This is a genomic window from Arthrobacter sp. SDTb3-6, from assembly GCF_013376095.1.
In the GTDB taxonomy this organism is placed as follows: Bacteria; Actinomycetota; Actinomycetes; order Actinomycetales; family Micrococcaceae; genus Specibacter.
Genome location: NZ_JAAMFN010000042.1, coordinates 15,640 through 32,229 on the forward strand (window position 1 = coordinate 15,640; position 16,590 = coordinate 32,229).

The 16,590-nt window shown below is 62.1% G+C and carries 15 protein-coding genes and 1 pseudogene; 1 reads left to right on the top strand and 15 read right to left on the bottom strand.

Features of this window, described 5'->3' with window-relative positions:
• Positions 1-26: 26 nt before the first annotated feature.
• From G6035_RS16580 to merA, 14 genes and pseudogenes are all read right to left on the bottom strand, one after another.
• Positions 27-983, bottom strand: coding sequence for an ABC transporter ATP-binding protein (locus tag G6035_RS16580; protein WP_176618214.1), 957 nt, complete (start codon positions 981-983; stop codon positions 27-29).
• The gene (locus tag G6035_RS16585) at positions 980-1,624 is read right to left on the bottom strand and encodes a TetR/AcrR family transcriptional regulator (RefSeq protein ID WP_176618215.1); all 645 of its coding nucleotides are present in this window, start codon (positions 1,622-1,624) and stop codon (positions 980-982) included. Before G6035_RS16585 ends, G6035_RS16580 begins: the two co-directional genes overlap by 4 nt.
• Before the next feature lie 108 nt (positions 1,625-1,732).
• Positions 1,733-2,848: an FAD-dependent monooxygenase gene (locus G6035_RS16590; protein ID WP_176618216.1), complete on the bottom strand. Its 1,116-nt coding sequence runs from the start codon at positions 2,846-2,848 to the stop codon at positions 1,733-1,735.
• Positions 2,849-4,030: 1,182 nt separating this feature from the next.
• Positions 4,031-4,251 (bottom strand): annotated as a pseudogene (locus tag G6035_RS20255) (prolipoprotein diacylglyceryl transferase family protein); the annotation flags it as partial.
• Between the two features lie 12 nt (positions 4,252-4,263).
• Positions 4,264-5,790, bottom strand: coding sequence for a multicopper oxidase family protein (locus tag G6035_RS16600; protein ID WP_176618217.1), 1,527 nt, complete (start codon positions 5,788-5,790; stop codon positions 4,264-4,266).
• Positions 5,791-5,816: 26 nt separating this feature from the next.
• Entirely contained in the window at positions 5,817-6,566 is a 750-nt protein-coding gene (locus tag G6035_RS16605) for a cytochrome c biogenesis CcdA family protein (protein WP_176618218.1), read from the bottom strand.
• A 4-nt stretch (positions 6,567-6,570) separates the two neighbouring features.
• Positions 6,571-7,410: a F510_1955 family glycosylhydrolase gene (locus G6035_RS16610; protein WP_176618219.1), complete on the bottom strand. Its 840-nt coding sequence runs from the start codon at positions 7,408-7,410 to the stop codon at positions 6,571-6,573.
• 138 nt (positions 7,411-7,548) lie between these two features.
• The gene (locus tag G6035_RS16615; protein WP_176618220.1) at positions 7,549-8,154 is read right to left on the bottom strand and encodes a DUF305 domain-containing protein; all 606 of its coding nucleotides are present in this window, start codon (positions 8,152-8,154) and stop codon (positions 7,549-7,551) included.
• 105 nt (positions 8,155-8,259) lie between these two features.
• The gene (locus G6035_RS16620; protein ID WP_176618221.1) at positions 8,260-8,739 is read right to left on the bottom strand and encodes a hypothetical protein; all 480 of its coding nucleotides are present in this window, start codon (positions 8,737-8,739) and stop codon (positions 8,260-8,262) included.
• A gap of 86 nt (positions 8,740-8,825) precedes the next feature.
• A complete protein-coding gene (locus G6035_RS16625) occupies positions 8,826-10,940 on the bottom strand; it encodes a copper-translocating P-type ATPase (protein ID WP_176618222.1) in 2,115 nt (704 codons plus the stop codon).
• 41 nt (positions 10,941-10,981) lie between these two features.
• Entirely contained in the window at positions 10,982-11,290 is a 309-nt protein-coding gene (locus G6035_RS16630; RefSeq protein ID WP_176618223.1) for a heavy-metal-associated domain-containing protein, read from the bottom strand.
• A gap of 430 nt (positions 11,291-11,720) precedes the next feature.
• A complete protein-coding gene (locus G6035_RS16635; protein ID WP_218063307.1) occupies positions 11,721-13,127 on the bottom strand; it encodes a hypothetical protein in 1,407 nt (468 codons plus the stop codon).
• Positions 13,124-13,333, bottom strand: a complete 210-nt coding sequence (locus G6035_RS19800; protein ID WP_218063308.1) for a hypothetical protein — start codon at positions 13,331-13,333, stop codon at positions 13,124-13,126. The genes G6035_RS16635 and G6035_RS19800 overlap by 4 nt, the downstream gene beginning before the upstream one ends.
• Positions 13,334-13,629: 296 nt before the next feature.
• Positions 13,630-15,072, bottom strand: coding sequence for a mercury(II) reductase (merA, locus tag G6035_RS16640; RefSeq protein WP_176618224.1), 1,443 nt, complete (start codon positions 15,070-15,072; stop codon positions 13,630-13,632).
• 127 nt (positions 15,073-15,199) lie between these two features.
• Between merA and G6035_RS16645 the strand changes: the two genes are divergently transcribed.
• The gene (locus tag G6035_RS16645) at positions 15,200-15,589 is read left to right on the top strand and encodes a heavy metal-responsive transcriptional regulator (RefSeq protein WP_176618226.1); all 390 of its coding nucleotides are present in this window, start codon (positions 15,200-15,202) and stop codon (positions 15,587-15,589) included.
• A 59-nt stretch (positions 15,590-15,648) separates the two neighbouring features.
• Here G6035_RS16645 and G6035_RS16650 read toward each other — a convergent pair whose 3' ends face one another.
• Positions 15,649-16,188, bottom strand: a complete 540-nt coding sequence (locus G6035_RS16650) for a DinB family protein (RefSeq protein WP_371131052.1) — start codon at positions 16,186-16,188, stop codon at positions 15,649-15,651.
• Between the last annotated feature and the right edge of the window lie 402 nt (positions 16,189-16,590).

A 16,590-nucleotide genomic window follows, 5' to 3' on the forward strand; every position in this document is an offset into this window, starting at 1 on the left:
ATCCGAAGTGATAGGTGTTCCGGTGTTCATGATGTTGCCTCCGCGGCCGTCACGTTGTCGCCGGAGTTGGCCGGGCTTGGTGACTGGTCGTAGTTCCGAAGAAACAGTGCGTCAAGACTGGGCGGGGTGACCGTGAGCGTGTGGATGCCCGCCGTGTGGAGGCGCCCGATGACAGCATCCAGATGGTCCGGGTCGATGGTAAACCGCGAGTCCACCTGCCCGTGGAGCCACTCCTGGTGGTGGTCGGCGACCCCCTCCGCCTCGGGAAGCCCATCGGGCTCGCGCACCGTGACGGCATGGACGGTGCTGCGGGTGCGGCTGCGTAGCGCGGCGAGGCTGCCGCTGGTGACGGTGCGGCCCCGACGGATGATGCTCACCCGGTCTGCCAGTGCCTCCACCTCGCCCATGATGTGACTGGAGAGCAACACGGTCACACCGTCCTGGCACCGGTCACGGACGCACAGCTGAAAAGTCTGTTCCATGAGCGGGTCCAGGCCCGACGTCGGCTCGTCGAGGACCAACAACTCCGCGTCGGCGGCGAGGGCGGCGATCAGTGCCACCTTTTGCCGGTTGCCTTTGGAATAGTCGCGCACGCGCTTGGTGGGGTCAAGGTCGAAACGCTCGATGAGGCCCGCCCGCCGTCGCTTGTTGACCATGGTGTGGGTGGCGCCCAGGACGTCCAGGCATTGGCCCCCCGTCAGGGCCGGCCAGAGGGCGACATCACCGGCGACATAGGCGAGCCGGCGGTGCAGACGCGGTGCATCATGCCACGGGTCGCTGCCGAAAAGTTCGGCAAGTCCCGAGGTGGCCTTCATTAGTCCGAGCAGTACCCGGATCGTCGTGGACTTGCCGGAACCGTTGGGGCCCAGGAAGCCGTGGACCTCCCCCTGTCGGACCGTGAGGTCCAGGCCGTCGAGGGCCCGGACTTTGCCGAAGACTTTGGTCAGTCCCTCGGTGCGGATCACAAAGTTGGTCTTAGTCATGACGGAGGTTCCTTCCCTGGGGCCGCGAAGGCGCCCCCGGTGTAGACGGCGGTGACGTCCCTGGTCCACCGGGCGAGGCCGGTAGGTGTCAGGGGATCATTGCCGATGGCGGTGGTGATCTGCTCGCGTAGCAAGATCACTGCGAGGTCGCTGACGAGCAGGAATGCCGCACGGACGGCCGGGTCGTCAGTGGGAGCAGCGATGCCGCTCTCAACCATGGCATCCAACACGCCACGGGTCGTGGCATACCACCGGGCGAACAGGGCTGCCCCGGCAGGGTCATTGGTGAGCAGCAGCCGGCGCAGATACGCCGGCAGCGGGGAGCCGGGCGGGAAGACCTGGACAAAGGCCTCGGCCACCGACCCTGTGGCCTCACCCCTGGCTAGCATCTCCGTGAGGTCCTGGCCGCCGAGCTCGGCGAAAATGGCGTCGAGGGACTCGGCCGCGTGGGCGTCGACGGCGACCCGGAGCCCGTCCTTGCTCGCGAAGTGGTGAAGCACCAGCCCCGGTGACACCCCCGCAGCGGTGGCAATCTCACGCACTGTCACCGCCTCGTGCCCCCGTTCGGCGAACAGGCGCAACGCAGCGTTGCGAATTGTTGCTCGGGCGGTCAGGTCCCGCTCATCAGGTACTGAACTCATACTCAAAATACTAAACACTTGTTCAATGCAGGGCAAGGGGCCGACGAGACGGAGATGGCGGATGCTGCATCCGGGCGGCCTCCCAACGAGCGCCGCTCGGAGCACGGTTCACCGCTGGTTCTGAAAGGGGAGCACGTTCAAGGCTGCATTGCGCATCGTGATACCCAATCGGGTCTTGGGCACGAGGAGGCGTGATGCGATGCCGGCGCCGCGGTGCAGCGGCCGGACGTATTTCCGGTGTGCGTGTTCATAGGCGGCGAAGGCAGCCGTGTGGTTGCCGGGGTGTGTGGCAATAGCCTCGGCAAGGGTCTTTGCTCCGACGATCGCGCTGCTGGAGCCTTCACCGAACAGGGAGATGCAACTGGCAGCGTCACCAAGCAGCACCTCCCGTCCGGCACTCCAGTGCGGTACATCGGTGCGAGTGACGGCGTCGAAGTACCGGTCCTCGGCCGCGCCCCATTCCTGAAGGGCGTACGTGGTGAGCCACCCGCCGCCAGCGTAGGTGGACTCGACGAGGCGTCTGCCTTGGTCCGGGTCACGGTAGTCGAAATCATGCTGGCCTCGGAAGATGAACGCGAACCCCGGCTTCCCACCCGCCGGATGGATAGTCAACGAGGTGCCCGGTTCGTTGTACATCAGCACCGTGTGTGGATCCTCTATGGGAATGGGGGAGCGCACGGTGCCCACGAACATGCCATAGGGGCGGGCAAAACGTTCCTCAGGACCGAAGGCAAGGGCCCGGATGGTGGAGTGGAGTCCATCGGCTCCCACGACCAGGTCGAAGCGCCGGGAAGGGGACCGCCGAAACGTGACGTCGATCCCGCCGCCATCCTGGTGCAAGGCGGTGACCGAGTCGTCCTCGATGATGTGACTGTGCTCCCGGGCCTTGGTGAGCAACAAAGTGATGAGATCATTGCGTGCGACCTCCACCTCTTCACGGCGGCCGCCGCGTGGGCGCGTGCGGATCGATGCCACGGGCCGCCCGTCGGCGTTCACGAAGACCAGCCGTTCGACACCGGTGGCTGCCTCCCTCAAGCGCGGCCAGATGCCCATTTCCTGCGCAACAGCCACGGCGGATCCCCGTACGTCGACAGGATTGCCACTGGATCGTAAGCCGGCTGCCCGTTCCACGACCGTGACAGACCAGCCGGCCCTCCCCATCCAGTACGCGACGGTCGAGCCCGCAATACCGCCCCCGGAAACCAAAACACTGCGATCAGCCATGCGCCCAGTCAAGCACCCAACCCCACAGCTTCCAACGCCGGGCATAACTCCGCTACGTCGGAGGCGACACTCCGGGAATCACTCTGGAACGGTCGACACACCAGGGCGCACCTGCATTGCGATCTGACCTCCCGCCCGCACAAGGGAATGCTTGAAGGCGCGGCAACAATGGCCACCATAGATGCGCTCCGACGGGCAACGCCATGTCACGAACGGCATTACACACCTGTTGGCGGGATTCCCGAGCCGTGCCCGGGAGTGGTCGTCGCAGGACCTGCCACAACGATTCAATTGCCCGTGGCCAAGAGGAATATCACCGAATATCGTAAGCTGGACGATCGAGACATGCCTCGCGCAGCTACCGGCAGCCTCAAGGACAGGGAATGACTGCCCGACGGACTCAGCGCCACGAGCACGGCGAACGGAGGGCCAATAGTCGGCAGCCGCACCTCCGAGTCGTCCAGTCTCGGGAAAACCGCGTAATCTAGCGGTTTTCTCGCCCGACAGTTGAAAAACGTGACGTCAACCGGGGTTTTAATTGGCCCTGTACAGGCCAAAAACGTGACCAACTTTTCATTCAATAACGTGAGTAAAACGTGATTTGGCCCCTTCTGCGGACCTGGCAAAAACAGTAAAACCGCAGGTCAGAGGCCCTTTTTGGTGCCCCGGGCCGGACTCGAACCGGCGGCCAAGAGAAACTCAGGAGTCTCATGCCAACAACTTCCGTTGACCGCCAAAACGAGCGTGTTTCCGGGGGAGTGCTGGACAACAGGGTCCCTTTGACATGCCAAGAATTGGCGTGGGTTTTCGTTGAAAAACGTGAGTAAAACGTGACCAGGGCCTGCAGCGTTGTACCGGAGTTGGTTTTTGATGCCCGTTTGCAGGTTCATCGGCATCGTGGACGGCATGTCACGGGTTGTCGAGAGCGGGCCGTCTTATTTCAACGAACTGCGTTGTTCGGGGCGTGGTTTTGGTCCGGTCTGCCAAGCGGCCAGTTGCCATTGCGAAAGATGCAATTTGGTGACTCGTTGTTGGAGAAGTGGGGCATGAACTTCCCAAATTTTACGGCATTTTGCTTCCGATTTCGCCGTTCCGACCGGCCTGATTTTGGATCAATTTCGTGAGCCAAACTGCGAACCTGAACTGACTGCGGGAGACGAGAGAGTGCGAGCATTCGGATTGGCGTCCGCCGACAATGCCGAACGGTACAGCCCACATCGTGATGTCAAGGATCACTCCGGGTTGACCGCCGCGGGCGGTCAGCCGTCTGCCCGCGAGCCACACGGCGACGACAACTCCGGCGAGGATGCACAGCGCGTAGAAGCGGATGGTCAAGGGCCCACCTGGAATGCACTCACAGTGGGTGATGGGATGTATAAAGTTGCTAGCTTAGTCGCGTTCATAGTGGTCCTGCCCTATTTGATGTATGAGAAGACGCCCATCATGCCGCGTTCGGCATGGAAGGCGTTGTGGCAGTGCATGAGCCATTGCCCCGGATTGTCGGCATCGAAGTAGACGGTGACGGTCTCCTTGGGTCGGACGATGACCGTGTCCTTGCGGGCACCGTCGATGCCGATTTGAAAGGTGTGGCCGTGAATGTGCATCGGGTGCCACATTTCGGTGTCGTTGATGAACTTCACCTCCACCCGTTCGCCGACCTTGAGATCGAAGGCATTCTCGTAGGGTTTGGTCATGTCGAAACGTTGGTCGTTGATGCCCCAGTCGTAGTCGGCCATACCGCCGGTGAGTCGCAACTCGTGGGTGCGGTCTGCTGTTTTGGCTGGGAAGGTTACCGAGGGATCCGCGGTAAGTTGGCCGCCGTCGACCACTTTGCCTCTCAGCTCGGTCGGCAGGGTGTCTTTGCCGGGTACCGTGCCAGTTCCCGTGGTGACAAGTCCGTAGGTCATCTGCGCTTTTCCCTCGGCCAGGGCGAGGACGGGTGTGTACCCGTCCTTGACGGTGAGAATGGCGTCGATGCGTTCCCCCATCCCCAGGACGACGGCGTCAACGTCGGTGTGCTGAACGGAGAACCCGTCGGTGTGGGTCAGGGTGAGTTGTTGGTTTGGTACGCCAATCCGGTAGGCGGTGTCGCCGGCGGCGTTGATGATGCGAAGCCGGATACGCTCGCCGGGCGTGGCATTGATCGTCTCCGGGTTTCCGGGTTCCCGTCCGTTGAAAAGGTGGAGCGGGTAGGCGATGTCTCCGGCATCCCCGCCCAGGAAGTCGCTGGTGGCGCCCATGAGCATATGACCCATCACCATGCCACCGCTGCCACTTCCATGGTCCATGCCACCCATGCTGGGCATACCCTCGGATACCGCCGCCAGAACCTCCTCCGGAGTGCCGGTGACTCCATCGAACCAGTCGTCCAGAACGATGACCCAGTCCTTGTCGTATTTCAGGGATTCCTGCGGGTCTTCGACGATCAAGGCCCCGTAAAGGGCGCGTTCACGCTGCATTTCCACATGCGAGTGATACCAGTACGTGCCGGGGTGTGAGAGCGCGAATTTGTAGGAGTAGTCCTTGCCGGCCCCGATCGCAACTTGAGTGAGGCCAGGAACGCCGTCGTCGTTGTTGCGCAGGGCAAGACCATGCCAATGGATACTGGTGGTTTCGGTGAGCCCGTTGCTGACCGTGGCTTCCAGCAGGTCGCCGACCTTGGCGCGAATGATCGGCGCGACCAGTGCACCGTTGAATCCCCACGTCGTGACGGGCTTGCCAGCCAGCATCGTCGTGAAGGGAGTAGGCGTAAGTTGCTGACTGACCGTCGTCCCGAAGGTTGGGCGCTTGGACTCGTACTCTGCGACGACAGGGTCGCCAGGCATGATGCGGGTTTCTTGGGCGGGAGTGCGAGTTGCCGGTGTACAGGCGGCCAGTGCCGCTGCAGCGGCGGCCGCAACGGAGAGACCGAGAAAAGATCGACGATTCAGGGGAAGAGTCATGGTTGTTTCCTTTGAAAGAATTCTGGTTAGACCGGGGTGAGGAAGGTGCCGGAGAGGTTTTGAAGCTGGTAAATCCACTGCATCCAGAGACCGCTGACCATCATGAGGCCCAGTAGAATCAGCATGGATGCTCCTGCGATGTTGACAATGCGAATGTGCCGTTGAACCAGGCCCAAGACCTTGGTTACCCAGCCCAATCCGAGGGCGACCAGCAGGAAGGGGATGCCCAAGCCCAGACAATAGACAAACGCCAGGAGCGCACCTCGCCAGGTGCTGCCGGACGTGACGCTGAGGGCTAGGACGGCACTGAGCGTGGGGCCCATGCAGGGAGTCCATCCAAGGCCAAAGACAACGCCCAGCAGCGGAGCCCCGCCCAGCCCAGTACGCCGAGTCAGCGTAAGTTTGCGGCTTTGTTGCAGCCAGGAAAATTTCCCCAGCAGCACCAGTCCCATGACAATGACGAAGACGCCCATGACGCGCATGAGTGGGTCCTGCCAGTGCAGGAGCCAGGATCCCATCATCCCGAAGGCAGCCCCATACAGGGTGAAGACAGCGCCAAAGCCGAGCACGAACAATCCGACCCCGGCTAGAACCCGGCGTCGGTTCTTGGGTTGGTTGGGGTCGGTTAGGCCCGAGACATATCCGAGGTAGCCAGGTACGAGCGGCAAAATGCAAGGGGACATGAACGAGACGATGCCGGCAATCAAAGCCAAGGGTATTGCGATGAGCAATGCCCCCGAGGTTACTGTGTTGGCGAAAAACTCTCCAATGCCCATTGAACTAGGAAGCGGCCGGTCGGAAGGTCACGCCGTCGTCGGTGGAGACTTGGACACCGGTGGCGGTGGCCACCCAAATCGTTAACTCGCCCGTGTCGCCTTCAACGGCGGTGATGGCTTGGACCCGGCCTTCAACCGTTCCCGCAGTTGCCCATGTCGCTCCTGCATCGGGGGACACGTGGACTGTCCCGTTTGGCTCTACTCCGATGGCCTTTGTGGGTGCCTTGTGCGTTGACGCTGCGATGGCTGCGAATTGGATGATTGGGCTTTGCGGTACAGCTTGCCAGGTTGTTCCGCTATCGGTGGAGCGCTGCACCCCATTCTCGGTCGTCGCCAACAGGACCGTTGAGGCCGGGCTGCCGGCTAGCACGGCCGGGGTAAACGTCGCTGGTGAGGTGGACCAGTTGGTTCCGTCGGTGCTGGTGCGCAGCTGACCGTCGAAGGCAACTATTGTGTGGCCGCTGACGGTGAGTGCGTGGAAGTCGGACTCGCCGGCTCTGGAGACCGGCTCCCAGGTCTTTCCGGCATCGTCGGATCGTATGAGTCCGACAGGGTTCGGCAGCGAGGATCCGGGGCCGGGGTGACCGGAGGCGTAGAACACGTTGGGTTCGGCGGTGGCAGTGAACCCCATCAGGTCGATGGTGGAGTCACTGATCTTGACGGCGGGATCCTCGGTGGCGTCATACAAGCCATCGTGGGTGGCCAGCAGGATCCTCGAGGATTCCGGGTCCACACTGATGCCATGCACATGGCTCAGTGCCGCGGCGTTCGGGCTTGGCTCAGCAGTTGGGGACCCGGCGCTGGTGCACCCCGTCAGGAGCAGCGGGAGGGCCAGTAATGACATGACGGCGGATCGGCGGGCACGAAAAAGGGAGGTACGGGGTTGCAAAGGGGACTCCAAAGAAGCGAGAGGAAGAAAGGATGAGGTGGTGGATCCAAAGATGTTCAGATCCACCACCGAAAATATCTACTGTGCCGGTGCCTACAGGGTGGCGAGAAGGTCTTCCATGACCTTGATCTCGGTCTCCTGGGAGGAAACGATGCTCTTGGCCAGGGCCACAGCATCGGCATTTTTCCCGTCGGTGACCTCGGTTTTGGCCATCTCAACGGCGCCTTCATGATGGGCGATCATCTGGGTCAGGAACAGCTTGCCCGCTTCCGGGCCCTCGGCGGCGTTGAGATTGTCCAAGTCCGCGGAGGTCATCATGCCGTTCATCGAGTGGCTGCCGGCCATGGCTGTCGGTTCGGACCACCCCGTCAGCCAGGTGGTCATCTTCGCGATTTCCGGATCCTGGGCACCCTTGATCTCTTCGGCCAATGCCGAGATCTTTGGCTCGAGTCCGGTCTTGGCGAGCATGATGTCGCTCATGTCCACGGCCTGGACGTGGTGGGGGATCATCATTTGGGCGAACATCGTGTCCGCGACATTGTGTTCGGTGCCGGTGACAGAGGATGACGTTGACGTTGATGTGGCGGTGGCACCGTGGTCCATGCCGGGCATGGATCCGCCGTCAGTCCCTGTGGAACAACCGGCCAGTGCGATCATGGCGGCAACAACGGTGGCGGAAACAATCAGTGATTTTTTCATAACAAAACAGTCCTTCACTCAAGCTCTTCGAATTTTTTGGCAGTCGCACCCGTTCGAGGGCGCGTCAATGAGGACCCGTGAAAGATACACGGGCCGATCATCGGTTTACGTTCTGCTGATCGAGAGTTTCGCAAGTGATGGCGGATCGGGGATGCGATCCGACGATTTGTGTCCCGGAACGACGGCGAATCCTGTTCCAGGGGCATGGATGCTGAGTGTTCCCGGCAGTGGAAGGTTGAGCACCGGGGAGCTGACAGTGGGTGTGCAGTCTCCGTGCATTGCCATGGATGCGGCGCAGCCAGCGGGGGAGCAGCCGCAATCGGGCACGGCGTTGACCTGTCCCAGTGCGGCCGCACTGGTCGAGTGGCCGGATTCTACAGCGATGTGGACAGGGGTGCTTGAATGCTTGGCCGTACCCTGCGCCATCATCGCAGCACTCATGCCGGAGGGCGCCGCGGAGACTGCCGGAGCACCATTGACCACATGCATGCCCATAATGCCGCCGATAATGGCACACACGACGGCGAGCAACCCGCCCCAGCGCAGAAGGGACCCGGCAGTGGGCAGATTTATGGGAAAGCGCATTGTGGGTCCTTTCTGTTCATCGGGCCGGTTGTTCGGGTCGCTGTGTAGTGTATTGGAGCAATCTGGGTGAATCCTGCGAAGGGGAGTTATCGAACGTCGGCGGGGTTGAGCTTGAGCCGGCGGAGCAGTTGGGCGTTGAGTGCCACCACGATGGTAGACAGTGACATCAACACCGCCCCTGCTGCGGGGGAGAGCACGATCCCGGCGAAGGCCAGGACCCCGGCCGCCAGGGGGACGGAGATGATGTTGTAGCCCGTGGCCCAGATGAGGTTTTGCCACATCTTGCGGTAACTGGCGTGGGAGAGGTCGACCATGGACAACACTGCCCGGGGGTCGTTGCCGGCGAGCACCACCCCTGCCGATTCCATGGCGACATCGGTACCGGCACCGATGGCGATGCCAACCTCGGCCCGAGCCAGGGCTGGGGCGTCGTTGACGCCGTCGCCGACCATGGCCACCTTCAATCCCCGGGCTTGTAGCTCGGCGACTTTCTGGTCTTTGTCCTGGGGCAGGACTTCGGCGAAGACTTCGTCGATGTGCAGCTCAGCAGCTACGGCTGTGGCGACTTGGCGGGCGTCCCCGGTGATCATAGCGACCTTGATGCCACGGTTTTGCAACGCCGCGATGGCTTGGCGGGACTCCTCACGGACTTCATCTTCCAGCGCGACGGCACCAATGACGGCTCCGTCCCTGACCACATGCAAAATGGATGCGCCACGTTCCTTCCAGGACGCGGTCGTGTCCGTGATGCCTGCGGGCTCTGATGCTCCGAGTTCGGCGAGCAGAGCTGGTCCGCCTACTGCAGCCTTGTTTCCGTTGACGGTGGCCTGGACGCCGCGTCCGGTCAGGGACTGGAAATCGGACGCGGCCACAGCCGGATACCCGGTCCGTTTGGCGGCGGCGATAATCGCCCTGGCGACCGGGTGTTCGCTATCCGATTCAACGGCGGCTGCAAGGGCCAACAGCTCATCTGTTGTGACGCCGTCGGCCGCAACAACACCGGTGACATTGGGCTCGCCCTTGGTGAGTGTTCCGGTCTTATCGAAAAGGACGACATCGATTGTACGCATCCGCTCAAGCGCCATGCGGTTCTTGATCAACACACCGGCCCGGGCTGCGCGTTCGGTGGAGATGGCGATGACCAAGGGGATGGCCAGGCCCAAGGCGTGCGGGCAGGCAATCACCAACACGGTCACGGTGCGGGTCACTGCATCCGGAACGCTGCCCAACAGCGACCAAACAACGAACGTGATGACGCCGGCGCCCGCGGCAAAGTAAAACAGGAAAGCTGCCGCCCGGTCTGCCAGTGCTTGGGCTCGGGAGGTGGATGACTGTGCTTCCGCCACGAGCCGCTGAATCCCAGCCAATGCGGTGTCATCGCCGACTGCTGTAACTTTGACTCGCAAGGAGTTGTCGGTGGCGACGGTCCCGGCCACGACCGGGTCCCCGACCGTTCGGGGGACTGTTTTAGATTCTCCAGTGATCATGGATTCATCGAGCTCGGCGGAGCCATCAGTGATGGTGCCATCCGCCGGCATGCGGGCTCCGGAGCGGACGAGGACCACATCATCGGCTTTGAGCTCGGTGATGCTGATGGTTTCGGTGCCGCCGTCGATGACGCGTTCGGCTTCATCGGGCAGCAATGCGGCCAGTGCGTCGAGGGCACCGCGTGCTGAGCCCAGGGCGCGCATTTCAATCCAGTGCCCCAGCAGCATGATGGCCACCAGCAGGGCCAGTTCCCACCAGAAATCCAGATCGAAGCCGCCGATGCCCAAACTCGTCACCCACGAGGCGATGAACGCCACGGTGATGGCCATGGAGATCAGCAGCATCATGCCGGGCTGCCGTGATTTGAGTTCCTGCCATCCGCCCTTGAGGAAGGGCTGTCCCCCGTAGAAGAAAATGACGGTCCCCAGCAGAGGCGCAATCCAGGGTGAACCCATAAACTGCGGCGGGGTGTATCCGAGCAGGTGCCCAACCATCGGGCTGAAGAATACGACCGGGATCGAGAGGATCAGGGTCAGCCAGAACCTGTTCTTGAACATGGCAGTGCTGTGCCCGGCATGCTGACCTGCAGTATGAACGGCATGATCATCATGGTCCATGCATCCGTGTCCCATGGCCGAGTGATCCATGGTGGCTGCCTTTGGATGCGTCATCGTGTCGTGTTCGTGATTATGCGTGTTCTCGTGCGTTTCCATGACTCTCCCTGATGGCTTGGAATGGTGGTTGTCAACCAACTTCAGAGGACTGTGTAGCCTGCGGTGACAACGGCCGCGCGAACCGTTTCCGGGTTGACCGGACCGGCGACTGTCAGCGTTGAGGCGGACCCGGCTACCAGGGTGACAGCCACTGAATCTGCGCCGGTTACGGCGCGGACGGCCTTCTCCACGGTTTGGACGCAATGCCCACAGGTCAACCCCTCCAGCTCATAGACCGTCCCTGATGTGTCGGCTGACTGGGTGGATATTGCCGGGGTGGAGCAGCACGCACAGGAACTCTCCTGGACGGGCGTCAGCTTGAGGTCTTCACGGTTATTCGTTCCGCACATATCGAGTGAGTCCTTAGAAAGAGGATGAATTGTGCGTTGTGGGTTGAACGGCAGTGGCGGCCGGAAAGATCAACGGCGGCGACAAACTACTTCACTGACAACACCCCAAATATACCCCCTAGGGGTATATCGGTCAAGGGGGTGTGGCTATGATTCAGACGTCATCGGCAGGAAGTTCATCGCTGGGAGAGAAACGGGCCGCCTAGGAATGCCGAGAAAGTCCACCAATTTGGAGGTCGCTCAAGCCGATTCCCTGGTCGTCGAGGCAGCTTGAGCGTTTCCCGGTGGCTGGGCCGATGAAACGCAGACAGGTACAGGATGGTCCCCTAACGGCTGGCATGGACAGCCACACGAAGCGTTGCATCTTGTTGTGCGTGCCAACGTCTGGCGTTCCGTGGTGTTGCAAACATTGACGTTTGTCTTGAGTTTTTTAGGCAGGGTTTCCCAACCGGGCGCCCTCAATGTAGCTGCGGACATTGCTGTCGATGGTGACCAGTGCCTGGCGTAGTGGTGCCGGGGCCGGTGCTCTGTCGGCGGCGATCAGGGGGCGCAGTATCCGGTTGTAAACCTTGGTGTAGAAAAGTGCGATGCGTTGGCCGTCAGCGGTGAGAGTGTAAGTGTTGCTGTGGGGCTGGCGCTCGATGAGGCCGTTGCGGCGCAGCCGGGCAAGATCGTAGCTCATCTGGTTGGCACTGTAGCCGCTGCCCAGCAGATGGGTCACCCGGGCACGCAGGCTCCGATGGGTGAATCCGAGGGCTGCAAGGGTTACACATAGCGAGCCGAGCAGGGCCATGACCCGTGGATCGCCGAACCGCAGGGCCGGGGCCCTGCTGCCATCATCGGTGAGGGTGGACTGTGCGACCCGCTCAAAGGCTGGGCTCGCAAGGACACAACCCTGCCCGACACGTTCAGTATCGAGCAGCCGGGCGTTGATGTCACGGGCTTTTCGTTGCAGTTCATCCAGGTGTTCCAGGCGCCGGTGACAGGCCAGGTCATCGCGTGAGTTGACGACGGTCTCGATCCGCAGCGCCCGGCCATCCTTGAGGTATTGCTTGATGCGGGAGTGCTTGTAGAAAGCGTTGATGGTGACGTCGGTGTCGCGGGTCACGACCTTGGTCTTGAAGACGTCCTGGGTTCGACGGACCTTTCCACGGCGGATTTGCGGGCCGAAGATCAGCTCAAGAGTCTCCGGGCGGCCGAGGTCGAGGCTGTCCACGACCAGTGCTTCAAAGAAGGAGCGGGCGTGCCGTGGCGCGTCAAAGACCAGGGTGCGGGAGATCTCGATCTGCCGCATGGAGAGTTCCCACCAGTACCCGGCGTCCGCGTCGGCATCGGTCAGAGGCAACGGCAGCACGGCCATCCAGTGTTGGAAGAAGACTCCGATGGTGTCCGGGCCGAGTCGATCGCAGATCTCCTGCAGTGCTGCCGGGTCCTCGCAGGAGGCGAACCCGTTGGAGAGTGCCGTGAACCGGATCCCTGTCTGGATCGCTTGACGCTTGGCCCATTCGTGACCGTTGACCCAGACCTTGATCGGGTAGGGGAAGTAGGCGCAGACCTTGATGAACGCGGCCCCGAAGTCGTTGTCCCAGAGATAGAAGTAGAAGCATGTCACCCGCCGGTCGGCCTTGTGGAAGCCAAAGCAGGGTATCCCGTTGCTTCCCTCTCGTTCGCTGGAGGCGAAGACATTCTGGTACTCCTGGGCCACGCCAACAGCCACGACACCGGACCGGCCCGTCTTTTCCTGGGCGAGCATAAAACGGTGCATGACGGCGATCTTGCGGTCCTCCTTGGCGAAGTGGATCAAAGGGAAGTGGTTGGTTTCAGCGAATGAATTCACGGAGCGCCGGAAGGCTGTTCCGATCTTTCCCAAGACCGCCGGGGAAGGAATCCGGTAGCCCAAAGCTTGGTCAGGAACGTGACCACCTGGCCGCCGACCTGAAGATTCGGGACGTAACCATTGAGATAGATCCGGTCCAGGCACTGGATATCCAGCCCCACATGCCCATCGAGGACCTCATTGACATTGACCACGGCAATCACCACGCCACATTCGCAAACGACTATCGGATACCTCCAGAATGCGCCACTCCGACCAGGAGGTCATCAGCGAAAGCCAACCACCCACCTCGGCGGTCAGAGGCGAAGCCTCACTGGGTGGTAGACCGCTACCCCTTTGAGAGCGTCGATTGCATTCATGCCGCGACTCAATCCTGATCCTGGAACGTTGGTCATGCAAAAACGTCTGGCCAGCCAGTCACGGCTTCAAGGCCGATGCCAATCCCACCGCCTGCCGAGCGCAAAGTGATGCATAGTTGCGCTCGGCTTGAATGAACCTCGGGTTAGGCGGCGCAGCAGGACAGCATGGAGACGTCCGTTTTGTATGACTGGGCGGCGATCCTGAGGCCCTCGGCCATGGTCAGGTAAGGGCTCCACATGGCCGCGACCTGGTCCACGGTCATCCCCGCCTCCAGGATGTAGACACCGGCAGCGGCAAGTTCCCCCGCGTCCTTGGCGACGGCGGTGATCCCGACGATGCGCCCGGTGTCGGCGTCGGCGACCATTTTGATGAAGCCGCGTGTGTCCCGGTTGACCAGGGCGCGGGGCACGTATTCCAGGGGCAGGACCCGGCATTCACACCGGATGCCGGCCGCGTTGGCCTGGTGGTCGGTCATGCCGACGGCGGCAAGGGCCGGGCTGGTGAACGTGACGCGGGGCAGGTGCCGGTAGTCGACTTCGCGCCCGGCCGCGCTGAACGCGTTGTCCGCCACCATGGCCCCGTGGGAGGCCGCAACGTAGACGAACTCGCGGTGCCCGGTGACGTCCCCTGCGCCCCAGATGCGCGGGTTTGAACTGTTCAGGCTGTTGTCCACCAGGATTTCGCCGCCGTCGCCGGTATTAACCCCGACGGCGGCCAGGTTCAGTCCGTCGGTAACCGGACGCCTGCCGGTGGCAACGAGGAGCTTGGTGGCGCGGAATTCCTTCTCTCCTCCGGACATGGCTGCGGTGACCACCACGTCTCCGGTTGCCGGGTCTGTTGCGACCTTGGATGCGGCGGCCCTTCGCACCACCTCGATGCCTTCGTCCGCGAAGATGCCGCGCAGGGCGCGTGAGGCTTCCGGCTCCTCGGCAGAGGCCAGGCGGGAGCGGACCAGCATGGTCACTTTCGATCCCAGCCGGGCGAAGAGCTGTGCCTGCTCAAGGGCCACGTACCCGCCACCCAGCACCAGCAGGGATTCCGGTACGGCGTCCAGTTCCATTGCGGTGGTTGAGGTGAGCCAGTCCACCTCTTCCAGCCCGGGGATGGGCGGCGCCCACGGGGTTGAGCCGGTGGCGACGAGGTAGTGGTCGGCCCGGATTGTTTCGACCGTTCCGTCGGGTGCCGTGATGGCCAGCAGCGGCTCACCCGGTGTTCCTTGGAAGGCTGCGCTGCCTTGGCGCAGGTCCCAGCCGTACTCGGCGATCAGGTCCACGTACTTTTCCGACCGCATCCCTTCCACCAGGTCCCGTTTGCCTTCAATGAGTGCCGGCATGTCCACCGGTCCCGCAGATGTGGAGATCCCGGGGAACCTGGTCGTGTCAAGAACCACATGGCGGGCCTCGGCGGCGGCCAGAAGTGCCTTGGACGGCACACACCCGGTATTGACGCAGGTGCCGCCGACCGTGGAACGCTCCACCATGACCACCCGCTTGCCCAGGGTGGTGGCACGGATCGCGGCTGCAAACGCGCCCCCGCCCGAACCGATAACGGCAAGGTCGAAACTGGGCGCTGTTGGTTCTGACATGGTTCCTCCAAAGGTTCGGGCAGCATGGCACGCTATGTCGCAGGGCGGCTGCTGATGCCACTATTGTGCACCTTCCCCTAAACTGGAAGGTCAAGTGAAAGAATTCCTACGGATCACGAGGTGCATGATGCAGATCGGCGAAACCGCTGCGGCAGCCGGCATGACGGCCAAGACCCTGCGGTTCTACGAGGACTCCGGCTTGCTGCCGCCGGCAGACAGGACACCAAACGGATACCGCAGCTACACCCGGAAGACCGTGGACAGGCTGGAATTCATCCGACGCGGCCGTGCCGCGGGGTTGACGCTAGCCCAGATTGGCGATATCCTTTCCGTCCGCGACGTAGGCCAATCTCCTTGCGTTCATGTGCAGGATGTATTGGCCATGCGGCTGTCTAACCTGGACGCCCAGATCGCAGAACTCGCGGCACTGCGCGATACCGTTGCCGAAATGCTCGGCACGGCCGTTGCAGGCGATCCGGCCATTTGTGATCCCGCACGTATCTGCAGCTACCTGTAAAGCCGCCCCCGCGAAGCGACCGAGTGGTTGCCGGCCGCATCCGTGGCAGCGTTCAAGCGCTACTGGAGATTGTTCAGGCTGAGTTGTTCGCGGTGGAAGTCGTAATGGTTGATCGGGTACTGGTAGGTCTGGAGCAGGCTCATGGTCTCCTTGAAGAACGGATCCCACCGGGTGGGAAATGCCATGTTCCGTTCCAAGGTTTCTTGGTCCTCGGCTGCGAGGTGCCGGCCCAGTGACGCCAATACCCTGTCGAACTTGCCGGCCATCCGCTGGCGGTTGAACACGAGTGCGGCATAGCGTGAGCCAAGATAATTGACCCAGTCGAACGGGATCGTGCCAGCATTGAGCGCGCGCGCCAAGGTACGGCCAAAAACGGGCGGCAGGATGGTGACCGTGCGGATCAGGTTGCGCAGCGCTGCAACAATCATGAAGCCAAACACCATGTGGAAGAGTAGCTGCTCGTTGGTCCACTTCGTGCCGGCACTTTTCCTGCGCAAGTCAGCGGTGCTGGCATGCTCAAGTATCCGGCGAAGATCACTCCGGACCCGGTTGTACCCGTCGAGAATCACAGTCCGCTCAGGTTGCTCGGGTGCCGTCACAGGGATCATCCGCCTTTCAACGGCTTGGATCTGGTGAACCCATTCTCCACCTTGCTGGCGTTCCGCGCAGCGAAGCATTGTCCCGGGCTGGCCACAGGCACAATTCGTTAAAGAACCGTGTCGCGGCACTGCCCGGCCCAGGGTCCGTGGCTCATCCTGGCGATGCGCTCGTGGGCACGTCCACTGGTCACGACACACCGTGGTCCCTTCGGACGGTTGGTGGCCGACCCGGCGCTGACTCAGGGTCGCCTGTGGAAGCTGTTGGCGCCTCCACCTTCATCATTGGTGCCCGGCGCCCGGGAATTGTGGCCAAAGTCAACGAGCTTGTCTCCGGCTCTCTCATGTACCGCGTCCTCACCACCCAATCCACCCCATGAGCAACAATCCATCCGGCCGGTTTAT

Bases quoted from the DNA above. Each gene is read 5' to 3' on its own strand.
- G6035_RS16580 (WP_176618214.1), bottom strand. From the start codon at position 983: ATGACTAAGACCAACTTTGTGATCCGCACCGAGGGACTGACCAAAGTC.
- G6035_RS16585 (WP_176618215.1), bottom strand. From the start codon at position 1,624: ATGAGTTCAGTACCTGATGAGCGGGACCTGACCGCCCGAGCAACAATT.
- G6035_RS16590 (WP_176618216.1), bottom strand. From the start codon at position 2,848: ATGGCTGATCGCAGTGTTTTGGTTTCCGGGGGCGGTATTGCGGGCTCG.
- G6035_RS16600 (WP_176618217.1), bottom strand. From the start codon at position 5,790: ATGACTCTTCCCCTGAATCGTCGATCTTTTCTCGGTCTCTCCGTTGCG.
- G6035_RS16605 (WP_176618218.1), bottom strand. From the start codon at position 6,566: ATGGGCATTGGAGAGTTTTTCGCCAACACAGTAACCTCGGGGGCATTG.
- G6035_RS16610 (WP_176618219.1), bottom strand. From the start codon at position 7,410: ATGTCATTACTGGCCCTCCCGCTGCTCCTGACGGGGTGCACCAGCGCC.
- G6035_RS16615 (WP_176618220.1), bottom strand. From the start codon at position 8,154: ATGAAAAAATCACTGATTGTTTCCGCCACCGTTGTTGCCGCCATGATC.
- G6035_RS16620 (WP_176618221.1), bottom strand. From the start codon at position 8,739: ATGCGCTTTCCCATAAATCTGCCCACTGCCGGGTCCCTTCTGCGCTGG.
- G6035_RS16625 (WP_176618222.1), bottom strand. From the start codon at position 10,940: ATGGAAACGCACGAGAACACGCATAATCACGAACACGACACGATGACG.
- G6035_RS16630 (WP_176618223.1), bottom strand. From the start codon at position 11,290: ATGTGCGGAACGAATAACCGTGAAGACCTCAAGCTGACGCCCGTCCAG.
- merA (WP_176618224.1), bottom strand. From the start codon at position 15,072: ATGTCAGAACCAACAGCGCCCAGTTTCGACCTTGCCGTTATCGGTTCG.
- G6035_RS16645 (WP_176618226.1), top strand. From the start codon at position 15,200: ATGCAGATCGGCGAAACCGCTGCGGCAGCCGGCATGACGGCCAAGACC.